This is a genomic window from Mycetohabitans endofungorum, from assembly GCF_037477895.1.
Lineage (GTDB): Bacteria > Pseudomonadota > Gammaproteobacteria > Burkholderiales > Burkholderiaceae > Mycetohabitans.
Window position 1 is genome coordinate 556,519 of record NZ_CP132744.1, and the last position, 22,056, is coordinate 578,574.

Below are 22,056 nucleotides of genomic sequence, written 5' to 3' on the forward strand. Positions count from 1 at the left end.
TTAAAATTAGCTTTGTTCTACAAAACTGGTATCGATATGAAAAAGAAGGGCGGCGTGGATTGCGATTTGCGCATGCTCTGGTTGTTACCGATACACGCGGCTGTATGGACATTCGCCGCATGGCTGTCATGGGGTAACCTTGACAGGCAGGGTGACATGGTCGAGAACTACGTGTGGGGCATAGAATGGCAAGCCGGCTATTCAAAGCATCCCCCATTGTTTGCATGGATTACTGCAGCGTGGTTTCGCGTTTTCCCTCATACTGATATTGCGTACTTCTCTCTGTCGTCGCTTAACGTAATGGTGGGCTTGCTTGGTATCGTGGCTCTGGCCAAGCGCTTCTTGCCAGCGCGGCTCGCTGTCTTGGCAGGATTGGCAATGGCGGTCTCCCCACTGTACTCAAACCTTGCGATCAAGTTCAATGCTAATGCAGTTTTATTGTCGCTTTGGCCGTGGACTGCATATTTTTTTGTCTGCTTTATGCAAAATCGCCGCGTGGGCTGCGCGATTGCGCTTGGTGTACTTTCCGGTGTATCGATGCTGGGTAAGTACTTTTCAGCGGTATTGCTCATAGCGTTATGCATTGCCGCATTTGTGTATCCGGCTTGGCGCGCCACTTTGTTGAGTTGGCGCTCGTGGCTGGTAGCAGGCACTGCAGCAGTCGTCGTGCTACCTCATCTTCACTGGCTCGTGGTCAATGATTTTCCAACACTCCATTACGCGCAAAACCGTGCGGGCGGAACGCTGGGAGATGCTATCGCGCGTTTTTGTACCTACACGGCTGCGCAATTAGGCTATCTTTTACCAAGTTTCTGCTTTGTTATTTTATTGGCCGGGGCACGCTGGCGGCAGGCGGCTCTCGCGATGGCGCGCAGTTGTGTCACGCCTTCCAGGCATGCTGGCCTTTGGTGGCTAGTCGCAGGCCCGCTTATTGTTGTGGGGGCGATAGCAGTGGTGGCGAAAACGCAGATGGCCTCCGTATGGGGCATGGCTCAGTGGTTCGCTATCGTTCCGTTTTGGCTGATGGTACTTCGTCGTGACGGATTCGAGATAACGCTGGAGCGCGTACCGCGGGTGATGTTGACCTACTGGCTGATCGTACTGACGATAGCGCCTATTGTCGGATGGCTGGCTGCGAAGCGCAATACAGAAGGGGGGGGCGAGCCGCGGGCTGAGCTTGCGGTTGCTGCAAGCGATCTTTGGCGCCAGCGGATGGGTGGGGATGTCCCGATAGTAGGCGGGGCAGTCCATGAAGCGCAATCGATTGCATTTTATGGTCGTGGACGCACACGTTTTTGGGACTTCCGTCACCCCCATGACACACCGTGGGTAAGCGCCACTGATGTGGCGCGTCAGGGCGCCCTTCTCGTTTGCCGGGACGGCGACCGTGATTGCATCGCTGCCGCAAGCTCGATTAGCGCAGTGTCGCCAACATTATGCGAGGTGCAAAAGCGGGCTTGGGGTATGACACTGCCGGCGCGCAGATACCAGCTCTTTTTAATGCCGCCCCGCCTATAAAGACGCAGTAAATATCGACATTGTTTGGGTTGAGCGCATCGCCTTCATGCCCGCAAGCACTACGTTGTGCGCAGTGTAAACGCAATACATTTGGTCGCTGTGGCATTGCGTCACTATGCGATGCGTTAAAATGGACCATCGCGTGCAAATGCGTCATCTGAGCGGCAGGCAGCGGCCATCGTGCTGCGGCTTTACCCTTTCCTCAATTCCGTCAAGCCAACCTCATGACTCAAGTTCTGCGTTTGACCGACCTCATCGCGGACGGAAAGCTCCGCGGCCAGCGTGTGTTCATCCGTGCCGACCTGAACGTGCCACAAGACGATGCCGGCCACATCACCGAGGATACCCGCATTCGCGCGTCGGTCCCGGCGATCCGCCAGGCGCTCGATGCCGGTGCGGCGGTGATGGTGACATCGCACCTGGGCCGGCCCATCGAAGGGCAGTTCAAGTCGGAAGACTCTCTCGCACCCGTGGCCAAGCGCCTGGGCGAGTTGCTCGGCCGCGACGTGCCGCTGGTGGCTAACTGGGTTGAGCGTGGTGTGAGCGTGGCGCCCGGCAATGTCGTGCTGCTCGAGAATTGCCGCGTCAACCCGGGTGAGAAGAAGAATTCGGACGAGCTTGCGCAAAAGATGGCCGCGCTGTGCGACGTCTATGTCAATGACGCGTTTGGCACCGCGCACCGTGCGGAGGCGACCACGCACGGGATCGCGAAGTACGCGAAAATCGCGTGTGCTGGTCCGCTGCTCGCGGCGGAACTCGATGCGCTGGGCAAAGCGCTCGGCAACCCGAAACGTCCGCTCGTGGCGATCGTGGCGGGTTCAAAGGTGTCGACGAAGCTGACAATCCTAAAGTCGCTTGCCGAGAAGGTCGACCAACTGATCGTGGGTGGCGGCATCGCGAACACGTTCATGCTGGCCGCCGGGCTGCCAATCGGCAAATCGCTGGCCGAAGCGGATTTAGTCGGTGAGGGCAAAGCGATCATCGACGCGGCGAACACGCGCGGGGCGTCGGTGCCGATTCCGACCGACGTGGTGACTGCGAAGGCGTTCGCGTCGGATGCCCACGCGCAGACCAAGGCGGCAAGCGAGGTGGCCGACGACGACATGATCCTGGATATCGGTCCGCAGACCGCGGCCGCGCTGGCCGTGCAACTGGAAAAGGCCGGCACAATCGTGTGGAACGGGCCCGTCGGCGTGTTCGAGTTCGATCAGTTTGGCAACGGCACGAAGACGCTCGCACAGGCCATCGCGAAGTCGGAGGCGTTCTCCATCGCCGGCGGCGGCGATACGCTCGCGGCGATTGCGAAGTACGGTATTCATGACAAGGTCAGTTATATCTCGACCGGTGGAGGGGCCTTTCTCGAGTTCCTCGAGGGCAAGACGCTGCCTGCGGTCGAGGTGCTGCAAAGCCGTGCGCAAACCGGTAACGCCGGCGCATAAACGGCCAACGGCGCGCGACCTTGTGCAACGCACCGCCGACACCGCAGCATAGCGGCGCGGCTGTCCTGGCTTGGCCGGCCGCGCGCAGCGGCGTTGCGCCGGTGTCGCATTCGCTCCGGGCAATCGCCTCCGCAGCAGCGCTTTATGCAGCGCTTTAACCCAGTCGAGGAGACTCATGCATCGCGCTACCAAGATTGTCGCCACCATTGGACCCGCGTCCAGCTCGCCAGATATCCTGTCGCGGATGATCGCGGCGGGGCTGGATGTTGTGCGGCTGAATTTCTCGCATGGCACCGCCGATGATCATCGTCAGCGTGCCGAGTTCGTGCGGGAGGCTGCGCGACAGGCGGGCCGTGAAGTGGCGATCATGGCGGACCTGCAAGGCCCGAAAATCCGCGTCGGCAAGTTCGAGAACGGCCGTGTGACGCTCGCTGCTGGCGCGCCGTTCGTGCTGGATGCCGCGTGCGAACTGGGCAACGACGAGCGCGTCGGCCTGGACTATAAGGACCTGCCACGCGATTTGAAGGCCGGCGATGTCCTACTGCTTAACGATGGCCTGATCGTGTTGAGCGTGCAGCGGGTGGTTGGCGAGGAGATCCACACGACCGTGAAGGTCGGCGGTGAATTATCGAACAATAAGGGGATCAACCGGCAGGGCGGTGGTCTGTCCGCTCCCGCACTGACGGCAAAGGACATGGAGGATATACGTACGGCCATGGCGCTCGGCGCAGATCTGGTCGCCGTGTCGTTTCCCAAAAACGCGACGGACATGGAGATGGCGCGGCAGCTCGCGAACATCGCCGGCGCACCGTACGGCTACAAGCCGAAGATGATCGCCAAAATCGAGCGTGCCGAGGCGATCCCGGCATTGCAGGAGATCCTCGATGCATCGGACGGCATCATGGTGGCGCGCGGCGATTTGGCGGTGGAGGTCGGTAACGCGGCGGTGCCGGCGCTGCAAAAGCGCATGATCCGGATGGCGCGGGAGGCGAACAAGACCGTGATTACCGCCACGCAAATGATGGAGTCGATGATCCAGAACCCGGTGCCGACGCGGGCAGAAGTCTCGGACGTGGCCAACGCGGTGCTGGATGGCACCGATGCAGTGATGTTGTCCGCGGAGACTGCGGCTGGCCGGTATCCGGTCGAGACCATCGAGACGATGGCGGCCATCTGCGTGGAGGCGGAAAAGTCCGAGCACGTCGAGCTGGACAAGGATTTCCTGGATCGCACGTTCACCCGCATCGACCAATCGATTGCGATGGGAGCGCTGTTCACCGCGTTCCACCTTGGCGCCAAGGCAATTATTGCGCTGACCGAGTCGGGCGCGACCGCGTTATGGATGAGCCGGCATTGGCTGCATGTGCCGATCTATGCGTTGACGCCACGCGTGGCCAGCGAGCGGATGATGGCGTTGTATCGCAATGTGGTGCCGCTGCACCTGGAATCGAGCCTGGACCGCGATACGGCGCTACAGCAGGCGCTCGAGTTGCTAGTGAGGAACGGTTACGCAGTGCGCGGCGACATTGTTGTGTTGACCGTGGGCGAGCCAATGGGACAGGCGGGCGGTACCAATACGCTGAAGATCGTCAAGGTGGGCGACATTGTCTGAGGTTTTCACCGCTGGGCGCGTTCCAGTCAACGTACAATAATGGTCAATGACCGACGCGACAGCGCCCGATTTGAGGCAGCGCGCGGCGCACGGCACAACACGGATGCGCGCGGCTCACGGTAGCGCGGCCAATGCCGGGAAGAATTCTCATTGAAGGAGTGAAACATGCCTCTCGTATCGATGCGTCAACTGTTGGATCACGCGGCTGAAAACGGCTACGGATTGCCGGCGTTCAACGTCAACAACCTCGAGCAGGTGCAGGCGATCATGGCGGCTGCGGACGAGGCAAATGCGCCGGTGATCATGCAGGCGTCGGCGGGGGCGCGCAAATATGCGGGTGAAGCGTTCCTGCGCCATCTGATCGAGGCGGCGGTCGAGTCCTATCCGCATCTGCCGATCGTGATGCACCAGGACCACGGGCAATCGCCGGCGGTTTGCATGGCGGCGATCCGCAGTGGCTTTACCAGTGTAATGATGGACGGCTCGCTGCAGGCTGACGGCAAGACGGTTGCCAGTTATGAGTACAACGTCGAGGTGTCGCGACAAGTGGTCGAGTTTTCGCACGCGATCGGCGTGACGGTCGAGGCCGAGCTCGGCGTGCTCGGTTCGCTCGAGACGATGAAGGGCGACAAGGAGGACGGCCACGGTGCGGAAGGGACGATGACGCGCGAGCAACTGCTCACCGACGTCGAGCAGGCGGCCGACTTTGTGCGCGCGACGCAGTGCGATGCGCTGGCCATTGCGATCGGTACGTCCCATGGTGCTTACAAGTTTACGAAGAAGCCGACCGGCGACATTCTGGCCATCGATCGGATTAAGGAAATCCATGCGCGGATCCCGAACACGCACCTGGTGATGCACGGCTCGTCGTCGGTGCCGCAGGAGCTGCTGGCGGAGATCCGCGAGTTCGGCGGCGACATGAAGGAAACGTATGGCGTGCCGGTCGAGGAAATCCAGGAAGGCATCAAGCACGGTGTGCGTAAGATCAATATCGATACGGACCTGCGGCTGGCGATCACTGGTGCGATCCGCCGCTATTTCGTCGAGAACCCGAGCAAATTCGACCCGCGCGACTATCTGAAGCCGGCGCGCGAAGCGGCTAAGAAGGTGTGCCTGGCACGCTATCGGCAGTTCGGTTGCGAAGGGCAGGCCAGCAAGATCAAGCCGTTGCCGCTGGACAAGATCGCCGAGCAATACAAGTCGGGCGCGCTCAAGCAAGTGGTGCGCTGATTCGTCGCTAGCTGGGCCGGCGCGTGTTGCCGGTCCCGCGGCGCCATGCTGCGCTCGGTTTACAATACACGCCGTTCCCGCATTGCCGTGGAACGGCTTTTCCACTTTCTGGGACCCGACGATGCCCTCTGTGCTCTATGAATCCACGCTGAAGTCGCTGCCGCTACTGGGACGCGGCAAGGTTCGCGACAATTACGCGGTTGGCGACGACAAGTTGCTGATCGTGACGACCGACCGCCTGTCGGCGTTCGACGTGATCATGGGCGAGCCGATTCCGGACAAGGGGCGCGTGCTGAACCAAATGGCCAATTTCTGGTTCGACAAGCTTGCGCACGTGGTGCCAAACCACTTGACCGGCGTGGCGCCGGAAAGTGTCGTCGCGCCCGACGAGGTGCCGCAGGTCGCCGGTCGCGCGGTCGTGGTGCGGCGCCTGAAGCCGATCCTGGTGGAGGCGGTGGTGCGCGGCTACCTCACCGGCAGTGGCTGGAAGGACTATCAGGCCAGCGGCTCGGTGTGCGGCGTCGCGCTGCCGGCGGGCCTGCAGAACGCGCAACGGCTGCCGGAGCCGATCTTCACGCCGGCGGCAAAAGCGGACATCGGTCATCACGACGAGAACATCACGTTTGCTGACGTCGCGCAGCGTATTGGCGCCGAGCTGGCCGCGCGCATTCGCGACATCAGCATCTCGCTGTACAAGGCGGCCGCGGACTACGCGGCCACGCGCGGGATCATCATCGCGGACACCAAGTTCGAGTTTGGGCTCGATGACGACGGCAAGCTGTACCTGATGGACGAGGTGTTGACCGCCGACTCGTCACGATTCTGGCCTGCAGACCAATACCGGGTCGGCACCAACCCGCCGTCGTTCGACAAGCAGTTCGTGCGCGACTGGCTGGAGGCGCAGCCGTGGAACAAGGCGCCGCCGGCGCCGAAGCTGCCGCACGAGGTGATCGACAAAACCGCGGCGAAATACCGCGAAGCTCTCGAGCGGCTCACGGGCCAGCCACTGCATCGATAACGGAAGCGCGCAATGAATGAAGTTCAGCAGCAAGCACAGCAGCCAGCACAGCCCGGCGGTGCGCACAGCCACCCGAGCCCGTTGGTTGGCGTGGTGATGGGATCGTCGTCGGACTGGGACACGATGCAGCACGCCGTGGCGATCCTGCGCGAGTTCGGCGTGCCCTACGAGGCACGCGTCGTGTCCGCGCACCGGATGCCCGATGAGATGTTCGATTATGCGCAAGCAGCGCGTTCGCGTGGGTTGCGCGCGATCATTGCGGGTGCGGGCGGCGCCGCACACCTGCCCGGCATGCTCGCGGCCAAGACGACGGTGCCGGTGCTCGGCGTGCCGGTGGCTAGCAAGTACCTGCGGGGCGTGGACTCGTTGCACTCGATCGTGCAGATGCCCAAAGGCGTGCCGGTCGCGACGTTTGCGATCGGTGAGGCCGGCGCGGCCAATGCCGCGTTGTTCGCCGTTGCGTTGCTCGCGAGCGCGGACAGTGTCGGCGCGCCGGTCGACGCGGACGGCTTCGCGTCCAAACTCGCAATGTTCCGCGTGCGTCAGAACGATGCCGCGCGGGCGATGGTGCTGCCGGCGGATTGACGCGTCGCATGGGCCGATGCGCTGGCATGGCGGCCTTCGGCATTGAATTGTGTGTCTCAGAGGCTCTGCCGCCGACCTTATTATTCTGACAAGATGACAGATGTTCGCTTACCCGTAGGCACGGGTTCATCCTCGACAGCGTGTGCCGGCTCGCCCACATTCGGCGCGCCGACGTATCCGCGCGCGCCAATCATGCCGGGCGCATGGCTGGGCATAGTCGGCGGCGGCCAACTCGGCCGGATGTTCTGTTTTGCCGCGCAGGCGATGGGCTACCGTGTCGCCGTGTTGGATCCGCAGATCACCTGTCCAGCGGGCGGTGTTGCTGATCGCCATCTTTGCGCCGCGTATGACGATCGCGAGGCGCTCGCTGAAATGGCGCGGCTGTGCGCGGCGGTGTCGACCGAGTTCGAGAATGTGCCAGCCGCCAGCCTAGACTGGCTGGCACGCACCACCTGCGTGAGTCCGTCCGCGCAGTGCGTCGCCATCGCGCAGGATCGTATCGCCGAAAAGCGTTGGATCGAGCAGGCCGGCGTATCGGTCGCGCCACACGTGGTGATCGAGTCGTCGGCCGCGCTGCAGGCCCTGTCCGACGAGGCCCTGGCGGCGGTGCTGCCGGGCATCCTGAAGACCGCGCGGCTCGGCTACGATGGCAAGGGGCAAATGAGCGTGTGCAACCCGGACGAGGTGCGCGCCGCGCATGCAGCGCTGGGTGGCGTCGCGTGCGTACTCGAGCAACGGTTGCCGCTCGCGTACGAGATCTCGGCCATCGTTGCGCGCGGCGCGGACCGCACGACGGTGGTGTTTCCAGTCGCGCAGAATATCCATGTTAACGGCATTCTGTCGCAGACGATTTCGCCGGCGCCGGTTGCGGATGCGGCGCTCATCGAGCGGGCGCAGGCTGCGGCGCTGTCGATTGCTGCACAACTAGACTATGTCGGCGTGCTGTGCGTGGAGTTCTTCGTGTTGAAGGACGGCTCGCTGGTGGCCAACGAAATGGCGCCTCGGCCGCACAATTCCGGCCACTATACGATCGACGCGTGCGTGTCGAACCAGTTCGAGCAGCAGGTACGCGCAATGACTGGCATGCCGCTGGGCTGCACGCGCCAGCATTCGCCTGCGGTCATGCTAAATTTGCTTGGTGATGTGTGGTTTGCCGACAAGACGCCGCGCGTGCCGCCATGGCACGAGGTTGCCGCGATACCGGGTGCGCACCTGCACCTGTACGCGAAGGAGGAAGCCCGCGTCGGGCGCAAGATGGGCCATCTGACGCTGACTGCGCTGACGCTGGATGAAGCTCGGGCGGCCGCGCGCGACTGCGCGCGCCTTTTGCATATCCGACTAGAATGAATGGTATCCGGCAACGCAACGACGGGCGTGGCGCGCCAGCGCCGACGTCTGCTGACAGTGATGCGCCAACGCCGATGTTTGCCGGCAGCGACGTGCCGACGCACGGGTGGCCGGCACCGGCCTTGATCGATGCCGCCGCACGCCGCTTGGCCGCTGGCGAACTAGTTGCGTTCCCGACCGAGACAGTGTACGGGTTAGGCGCGGATGCCCGCAATCCACAGGCCGTGGCGCGCATCTACGCAGCTAAGGGGCGGCCCGCGACTCATCCCGTCATTGTCCATTTGGCACCAGGTGACGATCCCGGTGGCTGGGTCCGCACGCTGGGTTCGGAGGCGCGCCGCCTGATCGATGCATTTTGGCCCGGGCCATTAACGTTAATCCTGAAGCGGGCCGACGCGATCCCGGATGCGGTGAGCGGCGGGCAGGACTCGATCGGGCTGCGATGTCCGTCGCACCCGGTGGCGCAGGCGTTGTTGCGCGCGTTCTCCGACTTGCAGCACGGCCACGGCGGTGTGGCGGCGCCGTCCGCGAACAAGTTCGGCCATGTGAGCCCGACGACCGCGCAGCATGTACGCGACGAGTTTGGCGACAGCGTGCACGTACTGGACGGTGGCGCATGCGATGTCGGCATCGAGTCGACGATCATCGACCTGTCGCGTGGCTTTCCGGCGCTGCTGCGCCCTGGGCGGATCACGCCGCAACAGATCGCCGACGTGCTGGGCGCGCCGCCGCGGCTGCCCGACGGCAGCGATGCCACGGTGCCGCGCGCCTCGGGCACGTTGAAGGCTCACTATGCGCCGCGTACGCCGCTCGCGTTGCTGCCGCTCGAGGCAATCCTGTGCGAGGTCGCCGCCCATGCGCCGCATGAACGACTGGCGGTCATCGCGCGCGCCGGCCTGCCACAAGCCGAGGCGTTGCGTGCGCGGCCCAACTTGCAGTTCGTCGCCGCGCCCGACGATCCGCACGTGTATGCGCGCGAACTGTACCGGATGCTGCGCGAACTGGATGGCGCGAACGTGCTGCGTATTTTCATCGAGCCATTGCCGTCCACCGCGGAATGGGCAGCGGTCAACGACCGGCTGCAGCGCGCGGCGGCGGCGTTCGAAGCTGGCGTCTGACACGAACAGAGCGGGCGTGGCCCGGTCGGGCGCCCCATCGCTGTCGATGCGTGGCTTGTGCGCGTTACCGGGCAATCACTTGCCGATGCCGTGCGCCGCGATCTGCTGCTGCGCGAATTGCGCGAACAACTGATGGGTGCGGGTCGTCGGGTGGATTTGGTCGGCGAACATATAGGTCTGGTCTGCGTTCTGCTCGGTGTAGCTGTCCGGCGCGCACAGCAGCGACGTGCCGTACGAGGCCGGGTTGGGCACGCCGGCCTGTTGCGCCGACGCGACCATTTGGGCCAAATTGCATGCGGTGCCGTTGGCGCCGACCTTGAATCCATTGGCTCGGTAATTGGCCGCTAGGTTGGTGATCCACGAGAATACGTCGAGCTGGATCACCTTCTGGCCGATGCCGCCTTGCGTGAGCGCCGCCTTTAGCGCGGTGTTGAAGCCGGCCGACAGTTGCGTGAGCCCGGTGCCGCCATCGGCGCTGGACACACCGAGCGGCGTCACGCCGATGTTGGGTAGATTCGCGACGACCACCTTGGTTGCGCCGGCCTGCAGGATCTGGCCGACTACCTGGGCGAGCGTGAGGGCCGCCGTCGTGATGTTCTGTATCGCTGTGGCCTGCGTGATCTGGCCGGCCGCCAGCGCTTGCGCGTTGCCCAGCACATCGTTGGCCCCGGCCTCGATGAGCACTAACTGTTTGCTGTTGAAGCTGCCGTGCGCCTGCAAGTAGGCGCTGACCTGCCAAGTGACGGGCTCGGCCGTCATGCTGGCGCTGGTGGTCGAACCACTGGTATTGACCGTGGCCGCACCTTGCGCGTAATCCAAGCCGCCCGCCGCGGTCAGCGGCACGCCGAAGCCTGCGTTGAACGCCGGCGTGAGCGTATCGCCGTAGTATTGCGCGACGTTCTGCGCCCACACCTGCCCAGGATTTGTCGTGAAGCGGCCGCCGCCCAATGCGAGCGGGCCGGCAGCGCTCGTGCTGGTCACCGCATAGGTGCCGGCATCGGACAGGCTGTCGCCGAACGTGACCACTTGCAGCCGGATGTCTCCCGCCGGAGTCTGCGTCGATGGGTCGCCGCTGGTGCCGGCGCCGCACGAGGCGAGCAGCGCGAATACGGTACAGGCGATCGCTGTGCGCACGAAGCGCTGCAACGTGTTTTTCTGATTCTTCATTGAGTCTCCTCGTACGGTTGGTTGTGCTACCAGGCCGGATAGGCCGTAAGCGGCTGCACGCCGCGCGCTTGCCAAGCCGACCTCGCGGCGGATCATGTCGATACGGATAACGAAACGTTACCTGGGCGCTGGCAGCAGCCCAATGGCGTCGAATCGCATCCGCGTCCTCCGATATTCGTCTCGAGCGGCATGGCACCGCTCGTGCATTGTCATTGCTGTGCCGGGCGTGGGCGCACCGGCGCTACGTCCCGCTGGAGCCGTCTGAGCGGTCACAGTGAGAACGGATCAAGAGTACACCGACTCTAATCGCCGCTTACGTCTGTCGGCTAGAGGCTTTATTCAATGCGACACGTCCAACTTCGCATGCCGTCATGCCGTTAGGGTTTTTCTGGATGTTTGAAACACGGCATCGGCCGGCGGGCGTTACCGGGCGTGTTGGTATACCCATTCGAGCAGGGCATCATGTGCCTGCCGCGCGGCGGCGGCGCGTGGATCGTTGATAAAGCTCACCACCACGTAGCTTTCGCCGTTCGCGGCGGCGACATAGCCGGCAATCGCGCGCACGTCGCGCAATGTGCCAGTCTTGATCCGTGCATTGCCGCCTACCGGCGCTCCGGTGAGCCGGTGACGCATCGTGCCGTCGACGCCGGCAATGGGCAGCGACGCGACAAAGGCCTGCGCGACAGGGCTGGCGTTGGCCGCCACCAGCAGCTTAGCCATCGAGGCTGCGCTGACGTACTCGTTGCGCGACAAGCCGGAGCCATTGTCCAGTTGCAACTCGGGCATCGCCAGCCCACTCTTGGCCAGAAAATCGCGGATGACTTGTGCGCTGCGCGCGGGCGTGGACGGCACCGGCGGGGCGAGCGTGACGGGGATGTGCGATGCAATCGGGCGCGCGCCGACTGCGCCGATCGACAGGAATAGGTTGCGCGTCATCGTGTTGTTCGACAACTTATTGATGTCGTTCACGATCGTCGATAGTTCGATCCCGCGATGGGTCGCCACTAGCTGCGCGTTGGACGGCGTTGCACCTTCACGCACTTTGCCGGTGAAGGTGCCTCCGGTTTGCTTCCACAGCGCTAGGAAACCACCGGCAAAAAAGCTCGAGTGATCCAGTGCGGCCATGTTGACGGTACGTGCGCCGCAGCGCGTCGGATAGTCGCCGCTGAACACCGCTTGCACGATGCCTTGCGGCGTCGGCGTGATAGCCGGGGTCACACTTTGCAGCACGCCAGTGCACGCGCCGCGCGTCTTGCGCAACTGGTTGACGATTTTCAGTTGCGCGAGCGCAGGCGTCACGTCGATGGCCACGTCACCGTTCGGCGACGGGTTCAGCTTAAACGACAGCGACTTGAACGCATACAGCAGTGGATCCGGGCCGACGTTGTACGGCGAGTCGGTGTTGTTGTCGAACGCGGGCAGGTTATGTGTGGATGCGTCAAACCATCGCTTGTCCAAGACCAGATCGCCGTCCAGCGTGGTGATGCCTTGTTTGTGGATCTTGTCTACCAGGTCGATCAACTCCTCCGGCACGAGCTTTGGATCGCCAGTGCCTTGAATGTACAGGTTGCCGTGCAGTATGCCGGAGGCGTCGATGCTGCCGTCTCGGTATGCGCTCGTGCGCCACCGGTAATTCGGGCCGAGGATCGACAGGCCGGCGTAGGTGGTCACCAGTTTCATCGTCGATGCGGGCAGCATACGCTTGCTCGCATTCCACGCGAGTAAAGGCTGCCTGTCGTTCACGCGCTGCACGACGACGCTGACCGACGATAGCGGCACCCGCGCACGCGCGAGCCCGGCCATCACCGGCGCGGGCAGCGGGCCGGACGGTACGTTGGCTGTGCGGCCAGCGGTCTTGCTTTTGCTGCGCTTCGTGCGGGCCTTGGCGCACGATGCGTTGGCCGCCGCATTGCGACTTGCCTTGCGAGTTACCTTGCTCTTAGCCCGCCATCCCTTGGTTTGGGGCTTCGCGTCGGCGAAGGCCGGCGTGGGCACGCTTGGCAGTGCAATCCATGCTGCACACGCGAGCATCGCAGCCAGCCACTGGCGGCGTGATCGCTGCGTCGCATCACCCATTTGTCGCGGGAGGGTCGTGACGCGCGCAGCGCCCTGGCGGACATCGCCGTTACGGCTGCGCAATCGGACAACGGACAGGATAGAGCGGGCGAAGCCCGGGCGGGTGAAGCGGCCAAAGAAAGCGAACGGATACGGAAGCATAGAGAAGCGCGAGCGATAGAAACGCGCTGACGCCGACATGGCGGCCGGTTGCGCGCGAAGCGCTCATTGTAGTGACAATGGGACAGGTCGACGGCGCTACGATCAAAATTCGACACGGGACAGCAATGCGCCGGACCGGTGTGGCGACAAGGATAAAATGTGCGTATGACTCAATTGTGGATGGACGAACGGTCGGCACCATGCGTGTTTTACTCGTCGAAGATGACCCGATGATCGCTGAAGGTGTGCGCAAGGCGCTGCGTGCGGACGGCTGGGCAGTGGATTGGGTCCAGGACGGCGCGGCGGCGATCCTGGCCGCTGACGGCGAGCCGTACGACCTGATGCTGCTCGACCTCGGATTACCTCAGCGCGATGGACTGGATGTGCTCAAGACGGTTCGCGCTAAAAAACATGCGTTGCCAGTGCTGATCGTGACCGCCCGTGACGCGGTAGCCGATCGCGTCAAGGGGCTCGACGCGGGCGCGGACGACTATCTGGTCAAGCCGTTCGATCTGGACGAGCTTGGCGCCCGCATGCGGGCCCTGGTGCGCCGCCAGGCCGGTCGGACCGAGACAGTGATCCGGCACCGCGGCTTGACGTTGGATCCGGCCGCGCGCGAGGTCACACTCGATGGCGTGCCTGTTGCGTTGTCCGCGCGCGAGTACGGGTTGCTCGAGGCGCTGCTGGCGCGGCCTGGCGCGGTGCTCTCCAAGAGCCAGCTTGAGGAAAAAATCTATGGCTGGGGCGAGGAGATTGGCAGCAATACGGTCGAAGTCTATATCCATTCGCTGCGCAAGAAGCTTGGCACGGAACTGATCCGCACCGTGCGCGGGCTGGGCTACATGATGCCGAAGGCGTGACGCGGGCTGATGAATTCGATTCGCCGACAACTGCTGTTCTCGCTAATTACGGTGCTGCTGGCGGGCTTTGGCCTGGCAGGCTGGCTCACCTTTCGGCAGGCCCGGGCCGAAGCCAATGAATTGTTTGACTTCCAATTGCAGCAAACTGCCGCGGCGTTGCCATCGGAGCCGTTCAGCTCCGCGTTCGGTGCGGGCGATCCGGAAAGCGGCGGTGTCGTGATCCAGATCTGGAGCCGCGAGGGCGTGCAGCTGTACTACTCTCACCCGCGCGCGCCCCTCGCGCCGCATGCCAGGCTGGGCTTTTCGACCGAACACACGTCGGGTGGCGACTGGCGGGTCTACAGCGCGGTGGTAGGCGACAATGTCGTGCAACTCGCTCAACCGATGAGCGTGCGCAGCCGGCTGGCGGCAGAAGTGGCGCTGCGCACGCTGTGGCCTTCGCTGATGCTGTTGCCGCTGCTGGGCGTGGCCGTCTGGCTGGTCATCGGCCGCGGGCTGAAGCCATTGCGCCGCGTGGCGCTTGCGTTGGACACGCGGCAGCCGGACGCGCTCGACCCGCTGCCGGACCAGCGGCTGCCCAACGAGGTGCAGCCGCTGGTGCGTGCGCTCAACGGATTGCTCGAGCGGCTGGCGCATGCGCTGGATACGCAGCGCGCGTTTGTCGCCGATGCCGCACACGAGTTGCGCACGCCGCTGGCCGCGTTGCAGATCCAGGTGCAGCTGCTGGAGCGCGCGCGGGACGACGCGGCGCGGCGGGAGGCGACAGCGGACCTGAGGCATGGGGTCGAGCGCGCGACGCGGCTGGTCGAGCAATTACTGGCGCTCGCGCGTGCCGAGCCCGCCGCGGACTGCGCCAGCGCAGGGGCACCCGTGTCGTTGCGTGCGGTGGTCGAGGATAGCGTGCGCGCGTATACGACGCTCGCTGCGCAACGCGGCGTGGATCTGGGCATGGACGCAGCCGCGGACGCGACCGTATCCGGCGACGCCGATGCGTTGCGCATGATGATCAGCAACCTAGTTGACAACGCGGTCAAGTACACGCCGCGGGGCGGGCGCGTCGACGTGTCGATCGATGCCGACGGCGCTGGCCGGCCGCGCGTGCAGATCGTCGATACCGGGCCCGGCATTCCGGCATCGGAGCGTGCGCGCGTGTTCGATCGATTCTATCGGATGCCGGCACGTGATGAGTCGCTTGCACAGATCTGCGGCAGCGGGTTGGGCCTGGCCATCGTGCGTGGTGTCGCGCAGCAGCACGGTGCGTTATTGCAGTTGGACGACGGTCCGGGCGGACGCGGATTGCGCGTTAGCGTCACCTTTGCGCGGCACTCGGGCGGCGCGCGCGAAGCTACCTCGGCTCCGATGTGACGAGACATAAAAACGCTGATATAACAAACACTTATCGGCTGCCTTGTGTTTCGCCGGAACCGTATGCCGTTGATCGGGTCGGTAAAATAGGAGGGGGCCGTATGCGCGGCGCGCTGCGGATCCGACGTCCTTGAACCAGCCTAGGAAAGGAGTGACACGATGAAAAACTGCCATCGAATGGGGCTTGCCATGCTGGCGACCGGCTTACTCGGGGTCACCGGCTTTGCCACGCGGGTCGCGGCGCAGGACAACAACGGCTTGCCGCCGGTCAGCACGCAGGGCGAGGTCAGCTATACGTCGGGCGGTGTCGGATTGGACGAGTCGCAGGCGTTGCGCCGCGAGGCGCCGCATTGGCCGCTCACGTTGCGGTTCACTGGCTCGCGCGGCGAATACCTGGCCGACGTACAGGTGACCATCACGCGGGCGGGCGGCCAGGCCGTGCTCGATACGATTTCGCAGGGTCCGTACATGCTGGTCAAGCTCGCGCCCGGACGCTACACGGTACGCGCGCAGTACGAGAGCACGGCGCAAACGAAGTCGATCGAGCTACGGCGCCATGCGACGCTCGCATTCCGCTGGTCGCAGCCGTAAGCGCGGCGCGGTCGGCGGCGCGCCGCACGATGTGCGGCAGCGCAATTTTGCCGATAATAGGTGCCACGGCTGCAACTGTGTGGCTGTGGCGCCTTGACGGAGGTTCGAATGGATGTATCGTCAGACGAACACCCGATCACTATCGTCAGTAATCCGCACCGCATTCGCATTATCCAACAAGGTGTCACTTACGCGGACACGCTGCACGCGCTTACGCTTCAGGAGATCGGCCTGGCACCGGTCCAATACTCGCCGCGCGCGGACGTGAACATGGCGCGGCTGATGCGATCGGAGCATCGTACCCATTGCCCGTACAAGGGCGACGCAAGTTATTTTCATCTGGGAACCGAGGACGGCGTTGTCGAGAACGCGGCGTGGAGCTACGAAGAACCGTTCGATGTGCTGCTGCGCGCACGTGGCGATGGGCCGAACCGGGCACGTAAGACGCTGTACCTGAGCCGGTAAGCGCGTTAGCGGGGCGTGGTGAGCGTTGCCGGGCTGCGCAGCATCGCGAAACCACTGTCCGCGATGCGCTCTGCTTCCTGCTCTAGCGCGATTGACGTATGGTCAAGCAGCCAATCGCGCAGGATGCCGCCGAAGAACGCGTGCAGCAACTGTGCGCCGCGCCGCGGATCGAACTCGGCGGACAATTGGCCCTTGGCCATTGCATTGCGCAGCCCGATCTCCAGCCGCGCACGGCCATCGCGGGTCGCGTTGCGGTGACGCTCCAACACGGGGCCCATATCCTCCGTGTATTCGCATTTCGTGAACAGGATCTCGAAAACCCGCCGGCTGCGGGGATTTTGTGCGGCATCGCGCAGGCAGAACACGAATACGTCGCGGAGTTTGCCAAGCGGATCCAGTTCGCGCGAGTCGACGGTGGCCTCGACCAACGTTTCCATGGGTAGCGTGACTCGATCGACCATCGCGGTGAATAAGTCGGCCTTGTTTTTGAAGTGCCAGTAGATCGCGCCGCGCGTCAATCCGGCTGCCACGGCGACATGCGCGAGTGACGTGCGTGCCACACCCCGTTCAAAAAATACTATTTCGGCTGCGTCGAGAATGTGGTTGCGCGTCTCGAGCGCTGCTTCCTTGGTCCTTCTCATGGTCTCGTTGCTGCAAGCGCTGTTGCGCAAATTGCAGGGCCGGCACGAGCGGCCCGGGTGAATTGCACACAATGTGGGCCGGTGTGCAATGAATGACTTTAGAATGTTACGGTAATATACATTCAGCAATGAATGTATATACAATAGCACTCGTTGATCGTCAGGCCAACCGGCGTTTTCCTCCGGATTGCACGACACGCCGGGTACGGTTGCTGATCGGCGCGCGCGGATAAAGTGAAGCTCACCGCGTGCTCCCGCCGTATGCAACTTAGACGGTGCATTTTCGGTTCCGGGCGCCGCAGTATTTGCGCACGGCCTGTGATCAGGCGTCGGCAGACGCGACCCGGCAGTTCTAGGCGCGGGGTCCTTCCAATTCTTAGCCACAGTCAGATACAGAGGTGCGTTCCATGCGCGTCGATTGGGTTCGAGTACGTTTTTTCCCCGTTACCGCGGCGACCGCGGTAGCCACAGCTTTGATGTTTGCCGGATGCGGCAAGAAGCCGGTTGCTCCACCAGCGCAAGTACCCGAAGTCGGCGTGGTGACGGTGGAGCCCAGAGCGGTGCCGGTGATTACCGATTTGCCCGGGCGCACCAGTGCGTACCTCGTCGCACAGGTGCGCGCGCGCGTGGACGGCATTGTGCAGCGCCGCGAATTCACCGAGGGTAGCGAGGTCAAGGCCGGCCAGCGGCTGTACAAAATCGATTCGGCGCCGTACGAGGCCGCGCTCGCCAGCGCGAAGGCGTCGCTCGCTAAAGCGCAAGCCAATCTCGCATCGACCCGTGCTCAGGCGGAGCGCTTCAAGGTGCTGGTTGCCTCAAACGCGATCAGCAAGCAGGACTACGACAATGCGGTGGCCGCCGAGCGGCAGGCCGAGGCGGATGTCGCGGCCGGCAAGGCGTCGGTGCAGACAGCTGCCATTAATCTGGGCTATACCGACGTGGTATCACCGATTAACGGCCGCATCGGTTTGTCCGTCGTCACGCCGGGCGCATACGTGCAGGCGAACCAGGCCACGCTGATGGCCACTGTGCAGCAACTCGATCCGATGTATGTCGATCTGACCCAATCGAGCGCTGATGGTTTGCGGTTGCGGCGCGAGATCCAGGAGGGGCGCTTGCGCACTCAGGGCTCGAACAGCGCGAAAGTTCAGCTGATGCTCGAGGACGGCACGTTTTATCCAATCGAAGGCAAGCTGCAGTTTGCTGACGTGACGGTTGACCAGTCCACCGGCTCAGTCATCCTGCGGGCATTATTTCCAAACCCGGATCGCGTGCTGCTGCCTGGTATGTTTGTGCGCGCGCGCATCGTCGAAGGGGTGAACGAGCGGGCAATTGTTGTGCCGCAGGTCGGTATCACGCGCGACCAGAAAGGCATGCCGACCGCGTTGGTGGTCGGCCCGGACAACAAGGTCACACTGCGCCAGCTGGTTACTAGCCGAACTCATGGCGCGAACTGGATTGTCGAGAGCGGCCTGAACCCGGGCGAGCGCGTCATCGTGCAGGGCACCGAAAAGGTGCGCCCGGGTGCAACCGTCAAGCCGGTGCCCGCGCAACTGCCGCCCGAAATGACAGCGAGCCCGTCGCCCGGCGGGGCGTCGGCCGCATCCGGCGTGCAGCCCGCCGCGCCCCGCAAGGCCAGCCAGGCCGCCGCGAGTGCGAGCGCGCCGGCCGATGCAAGCGCTGCGCAATAATCCGAGGAGCATCGCTTCATGGCCAAATTCTTTATTGATCGCCCGATCTTTGCTTGGGTGATCGCGATTATTTTGATGCTGGCAGGGGTCGTGTCGATCTTCCAGTTGCCAGTCGCGCAGTATCCAACGATTGCGCCGCCGGCGATTCAGGTCAGCGCGAACTATCCGGGCGCATCCGCGAAAACGGTTGAGAATACCGTCACGCAGGTCATCGAGCAGCAAATGAGTGGGCTGGACCACTTGCTGTATCTGTCATCTACCAGCGACGACTCCGGTAGCGCGACGATCACGCTCACGTTTGCACCAGGCACGGATCCGGACATTGCACAGGTCCAGGTGCAAAACAAGCTGCAGCTGGCTACGCCACTGCTGCCACAAGTGGTGCAGCAGCTCGGCACAAAGGTGACGAAATCGAGCAGCAGTTTCCTGCTGGTCATGGCGTTCGTGTCGAAAGACGGCGGCATGTCGAAGTACGACCTCGCAAACTATGTTGCCTCGAAAGTGCAGGATCCGATCAGCCGGATCGATGGCGTTGGCACGGTCACGCTGTTCGGTTCACAGTATGCGATGCGCATCTGGCTCGATCCGACTAAGTTGACGAACTACAGCCTGACGCCGATCGACGTACAGCAGGCGTTGCTGACGCAAAACGTACAGGTCGCTGGCGGCCAGCTTGGCGGCACGCCTGCGAAGCCCGGGCAGATGTTGCAGGCAACCATCACGGAGGCCACGCTGCTTAATACGCCGGAGCAATTTGGCAACATTTTATTAAAAGTGAACCCAGACGGTTCACGCGTGCGGTTGAAGGACGTCGCACGCGTGGAGCTTGGCGGTGAGAACTACAATTTCGATACCAAGTACAATGGTCAGCCGACGGCGGGCTTCGGCATTCAGCTGGCCACTGGCGCGAACGCGCTGGCCACGGCCAAGGCGGTGCGCCAGAAGATCGACGAGTTGTCGAAGTACTTCCCGCAGGGGCTGGTCGTCGAATACCCGTATGACACGACGCCGTTCGTGAAGCTGTCGATCGAGGAAGTGGTCAAGACGCTGCTCGAGGGCATCGTGCTGGTGTTCTTGGTCATGTACCTGTTCCTACAGAATCTACGCGCGACTGTAATCCCGACGATCGCGGTGCCGGTGGTGCTGCTCGGCACGTTCGCGATCATGAACGCAGCGGGCTTCTCGATCAACGTGCTATCGATGTTCGGCCTGGTGTTGGCGATCGGATTGCTGGTGGACGATGCGATCGTGGTGGTAGAAAACGTCGAGCGGGTGATGGCCGAGGAGGGCCTGTCGCCACGCGAGGCGACGCGCAAGGCAATGGGGCAGATCACCGGCGCGCTGATTGGCGTGGCGCTCGTGTTGTCGGCCGTGTTCGTGCCGGTGGCGCTGTCCAGTGGCTCAGTGGGCGCGATTTACCGGCAGTTCTCGCTGACCATCGTCTCCGCGATGGTGCTGTCGGTGCTGGTCGCGTTGATCCTGACGCCGGCGCTGTGCGCGACGATCCTCAAGCCGATTCCGGCCGGCCATCACGAGGCGAAGACCGGCTTTTTCGGCTGGTTCAACCGCACGTTCGACCGCAGCCGCGACAAGTACCACGACGGCGTGCAGCATGTTATCCGACGCTCCGGCCGCTGGCTAATGATCTACTTGGCCGTGATCGTTGCAGTGGGGCTGCTGTTTATGCGGCTGCCGACTTCGTTCCTGCCCGATGAGGACCAGGGCACGATGTTTGTGCTGGTGCAGGCGCCGTCCGGCTCCACGCAGGAGCGTACCGCCAAGGTGCTGCAAGACGTGCAGCACTACCTGCTGCAGGACGAAAAGGATATCGTCGAGTCGGTGTTCACTGTTAACGGCTTCAGCTTCGCGGGCCGCGGGCAAAACTCCGGGCTGGTCTTCGTCCGCATGAAGGACTACTCGCAGCGCCTTGCGTCGAATCAGAAGGTACAGGCGCTGGTGCAGCGCACGTCCGCTCACTTCGCGTCGTATAAGGATGCGATGGTGATTCCGGTCAATCCGCCGTCGATTCCGGAACTTGGCACCGCATCGGGCTTTGATTTTGAGCTGCAGGATCGGGGCGGGCTTGGCCACGAGAAACTGATGGAGGCGCGCAACCAGTTGCTTGGCATGGCCGCGAAGGATCCAACGCTCGCGCTGGTGCGTCCGAACGGGCTGAACGACATGCCGCAGTTCAAGATCAACATTGATCGTGAAAAGGCGCAGGCGCTGGGCGTGTCTGCATCTTCGATCGACCAGACGTTCTCGATCGCGTGGGCATCGCAGTACGTCAACAACTTCCTCGACACCGATGGCCGGATCAAGAAAGTGTATTTGCAGTCGGATGCGCCGTTCCGGATGAATCCGGAGGACTTGGCGAACTGGTACGTGCGCAGCGCGTCGGGCACGATGGTGCCGTTCACGTCAATCGCCACCGGTAACTGGACCTTCGGCTCGCCAAAGCTGGAGCGCTACAACGGCATCTCGGCAGTCGAGATCCAGGGCCAGGCTGCACCGGGCAAATCCACCGGCCAGGCGATGGCGGCGATGGAGGCGATTGCCGCGAAGCTGCCCGCCGGCATCGGCTTCGAATGGACCGGTTTGTCGTTCCAGGAGCGCCAGTCGGGGTCGCAGGCGCCGATCCTGTACGGGATCTCGATCCTTGTCGTGTTCCTGTGCCTGGCGGCGCTGTACGAAAGCTGGTCGATCCCGTTCGCCGTGATCCTGGTTGTGCCACTTGGGGTGATCGGCGCCCTGTTGGCGGTGACGTTGCGCGGGCTGGAAAACGACGTGTTCTTCCAGGTGGGTCTGTTGACCACGGTGGGCTTGTCCGCGAAGAACGCGATCTTAATTGTCGAATTTGCCCGCGAGCTGCAGCAGAAGGAAGGCATGAGCGCGAGGGCCGCGGCGATGAAAGCGGCGCGCCTGCGGTTGCGTCCGATCCTGATGACCTCGCTAGCGTTCATCCTCGGCGTGTTCCCACTCGCAGTGAGCAACGGCGCGGGTTCGGGCAGCCAGCACGCGATTGGCACGGGCGTGATCGGCGGGATGCTGACCGCAACGTTCCTGGCGATTTTCATGATCCCCATGTTCTATGTTGTGATCCGCGATCGTTTTGGCTCGGACAACAAGCCGGCGGGTGAGCCGACGCCGTCACGCATCGAAGGTAACGGCTCGAACCAGCAAGGGCATTGA

General features: G+C 63.2%; 17 protein-coding genes. 14 read left to right on the top strand and 3 right to left on the bottom strand.

What is annotated here, in order from left to right; genetic code table 11:
- Positions 1-36 precede the first annotated feature (36 nt).
- The 8 genes from RA167_RS02545 to RA167_RS02580 all read left to right on the top strand — a co-directional run bounded on the left by RA167_RS02545 (position 37) and on the right by RA167_RS02580 (position 9,867).
- Positions 37-1,518 (top strand): glycosyltransferase family 39 protein, encoded by a 1,482-nt coding sequence (locus RA167_RS02545; protein WP_076786151.1) that lies wholly within the window; start codon positions 37-39, stop codon positions 1,516-1,518.
- A 224-nt stretch (positions 1,519-1,742) separates the two neighbouring features.
- On the top strand, positions 1,743-2,957 hold the full coding sequence (locus RA167_RS02550) for a phosphoglycerate kinase (protein WP_076786152.1): 1,215 nt from the start codon (positions 1,743-1,745) through the stop codon (positions 2,955-2,957).
- Between the two features lie 175 nt (positions 2,958-3,132).
- Positions 3,133-4,569 carry a pyruvate kinase gene (gene pyk, locus RA167_RS02555; RefSeq protein ID WP_076786153.1) on the top strand — a complete coding sequence of 479 codons (1,437 nt, stop codon included), beginning with the start codon at positions 3,133-3,135 and terminating at the stop codon, positions 4,567-4,569.
- A 165-nt stretch (positions 4,570-4,734) separates the two neighbouring features.
- The gene (gene fba / locus RA167_RS02560) at positions 4,735-5,799 is read left to right on the top strand and encodes a class II fructose-bisphosphate aldolase (protein ID WP_076786154.1); all 1,065 of its coding nucleotides are present in this window, start codon (positions 4,735-4,737) and stop codon (positions 5,797-5,799) included.
- Between the two features lie 121 nt (positions 5,800-5,920).
- Positions 5,921-6,817, top strand: coding sequence for a phosphoribosylaminoimidazolesuccinocarboxamide synthase (locus tag RA167_RS02565; protein WP_076786155.1), 897 nt, complete (start codon positions 5,921-5,923; stop codon positions 6,815-6,817).
- 12 nt (positions 6,818-6,829) lie between these two features.
- Positions 6,830-7,402, top strand: a complete 573-nt coding sequence (gene purE, locus RA167_RS02570) for a 5-(carboxyamino)imidazole ribonucleotide mutase (protein WP_076786156.1) — start codon at positions 6,830-6,832, stop codon at positions 7,400-7,402.
- A 192-nt stretch (positions 7,403-7,594) separates the two neighbouring features.
- Positions 7,595-8,749 (top strand): 5-(carboxyamino)imidazole ribonucleotide synthase, encoded by a 1,155-nt coding sequence (locus RA167_RS02575; RefSeq protein WP_076787704.1) that lies wholly within the window; start codon positions 7,595-7,597, stop codon positions 8,747-8,749.
- A 74-nt stretch (positions 8,750-8,823) separates the two neighbouring features.
- A complete protein-coding gene (locus RA167_RS02580) occupies positions 8,824-9,867 on the top strand; it encodes an L-threonylcarbamoyladenylate synthase (RefSeq protein ID WP_076787706.1) in 1,044 nt (347 codons plus the stop codon).
- 75 nt (positions 9,868-9,942) lie between these two features.
- On the opposite strand, the gene RA167_RS02585 is transcribed toward RA167_RS02580, so the two are convergent.
- Positions 9,943-11,034, bottom strand: coding sequence for an SGNH/GDSL hydrolase family protein (locus tag RA167_RS02585; protein ID WP_076787708.1), 1,092 nt, complete (start codon positions 11,032-11,034; stop codon positions 9,943-9,945).
- A gap of 423 nt (positions 11,035-11,457) precedes the next feature.
- Entirely contained in the window at positions 11,458-13,065 is a 1,608-nt protein-coding gene (gene dacB / locus RA167_RS02590) for a D-alanyl-D-alanine carboxypeptidase/D-alanyl-D-alanine endopeptidase (RefSeq protein ID WP_175972462.1), read from the bottom strand.
- Positions 13,066-13,451: 386 nt separating this feature from the next.
- Here dacB and RA167_RS02595 point away from each other — a divergent pair, with 386 nt between their 5' ends.
- From RA167_RS02595 to RA167_RS02610, 4 genes are all read left to right on the top strand, one after another.
- Complete coding sequence (locus RA167_RS02595; RefSeq protein WP_076786157.1) at positions 13,452-14,111, top strand: response regulator; 660 nt, start codon at positions 13,452-13,454, stop codon at positions 14,109-14,111.
- A gap of 9 nt (positions 14,112-14,120) precedes the next feature.
- The gene (locus RA167_RS02600; RefSeq protein ID WP_076786158.1) at positions 14,121-15,476 is read left to right on the top strand and encodes an ATP-binding protein; all 1,356 of its coding nucleotides are present in this window, start codon (positions 14,121-14,123) and stop codon (positions 15,474-15,476) included.
- A 159-nt stretch (positions 15,477-15,635) separates the two neighbouring features.
- Complete coding sequence (locus RA167_RS02605) at positions 15,636-16,067, top strand: carboxypeptidase-like regulatory domain-containing protein (RefSeq protein WP_076786159.1); 432 nt, start codon at positions 15,636-15,638, stop codon at positions 16,065-16,067.
- 108 nt (positions 16,068-16,175) lie between these two features.
- The gene (locus tag RA167_RS02610; RefSeq protein ID WP_076786160.1) at positions 16,176-16,532 is read left to right on the top strand and encodes a DUF427 domain-containing protein; all 357 of its coding nucleotides are present in this window, start codon (positions 16,176-16,178) and stop codon (positions 16,530-16,532) included.
- 5 nt (positions 16,533-16,537) lie between these two features.
- On the opposite strand, the gene RA167_RS02615 is transcribed toward RA167_RS02610, so the two are convergent.
- On the bottom strand, positions 16,538-17,173 hold the full coding sequence (locus tag RA167_RS02615; RefSeq protein WP_076786161.1) for a TetR family transcriptional regulator: 636 nt from the start codon (positions 17,171-17,173) through the stop codon (positions 16,538-16,540).
- A gap of 407 nt (positions 17,174-17,580) precedes the next feature.
- On the opposite strand from RA167_RS02615, the gene RA167_RS02620 reads away from it, so the two are divergent.
- Both RA167_RS02620 and RA167_RS02625 read left to right on the top strand, forming a co-directional pair.
- Positions 17,581-18,864, top strand: a complete 1,284-nt coding sequence (locus RA167_RS02620) for an efflux RND transporter periplasmic adaptor subunit (protein WP_076786162.1) — start codon at positions 17,581-17,583, stop codon at positions 18,862-18,864.
- A gap of 18 nt (positions 18,865-18,882) precedes the next feature.
- Entirely contained in the window at positions 18,883-22,056 is a 3,174-nt protein-coding gene (locus tag RA167_RS02625; RefSeq protein WP_076786163.1) for an efflux RND transporter permease subunit, read from the top strand.

Coding starts and splice junctions, on each gene's coding strand:
- RA167_RS02545 (WP_076786151.1), top strand. CDS start 37: ATGAAAAAGAAGGGCGGCGTGGATTGCGATTTGCGCATGCTCTGGTTG.
- RA167_RS02550 (WP_076786152.1), top strand. CDS start 1,743: ATGACTCAAGTTCTGCGTTTGACCGACCTCATCGCGGACGGAAAGCTC.
- pyk (WP_076786153.1), top strand. CDS start 3,133: ATGCATCGCGCTACCAAGATTGTCGCCACCATTGGACCCGCGTCCAGC.
- fba (WP_076786154.1), top strand. CDS start 4,735: ATGCCTCTCGTATCGATGCGTCAACTGTTGGATCACGCGGCTGAAAAC.
- RA167_RS02565 (WP_076786155.1), top strand. CDS start 5,921: ATGCCCTCTGTGCTCTATGAATCCACGCTGAAGTCGCTGCCGCTACTG.
- purE (WP_076786156.1), top strand. CDS start 6,830: ATGAATGAAGTTCAGCAGCAAGCACAGCAGCCAGCACAGCCCGGCGGT.
- RA167_RS02575 (WP_076787704.1), top strand. CDS start 7,595: ATGCCGGGCGCATGGCTGGGCATAGTCGGCGGCGGCCAACTCGGCCGG.
- RA167_RS02580 (WP_076787706.1), top strand. CDS start 8,824: ATGTTTGCCGGCAGCGACGTGCCGACGCACGGGTGGCCGGCACCGGCC.
- RA167_RS02585 (WP_076787708.1), bottom strand. CDS start 11,034: ATGAAGAATCAGAAAAACACGTTGCAGCGCTTCGTGCGCACAGCGATC.
- dacB (WP_175972462.1), bottom strand. CDS start 13,065: ATGCTCGCGTGTGCAGCATGGATTGCACTGCCAAGCGTGCCCACGCCG.
- RA167_RS02595 (WP_076786157.1), top strand. CDS start 13,452: ATGCGTGTTTTACTCGTCGAAGATGACCCGATGATCGCTGAAGGTGTG.
- RA167_RS02600 (WP_076786158.1), top strand. CDS start 14,121: ATGAATTCGATTCGCCGACAACTGCTGTTCTCGCTAATTACGGTGCTG.
- RA167_RS02605 (WP_076786159.1), top strand. CDS start 15,636: ATGAAAAACTGCCATCGAATGGGGCTTGCCATGCTGGCGACCGGCTTA.
- RA167_RS02610 (WP_076786160.1), top strand. CDS start 16,176: ATGGATGTATCGTCAGACGAACACCCGATCACTATCGTCAGTAATCCG.
- RA167_RS02615 (WP_076786161.1), bottom strand. CDS start 17,173: ATGAGAAGGACCAAGGAAGCAGCGCTCGAGACGCGCAACCACATTCTC.
- RA167_RS02620 (WP_076786162.1), top strand. CDS start 17,581: ATGCGCGTCGATTGGGTTCGAGTACGTTTTTTCCCCGTTACCGCGGCG.
- RA167_RS02625 (WP_076786163.1), top strand. CDS start 18,883: ATGGCCAAATTCTTTATTGATCGCCCGATCTTTGCTTGGGTGATCGCG.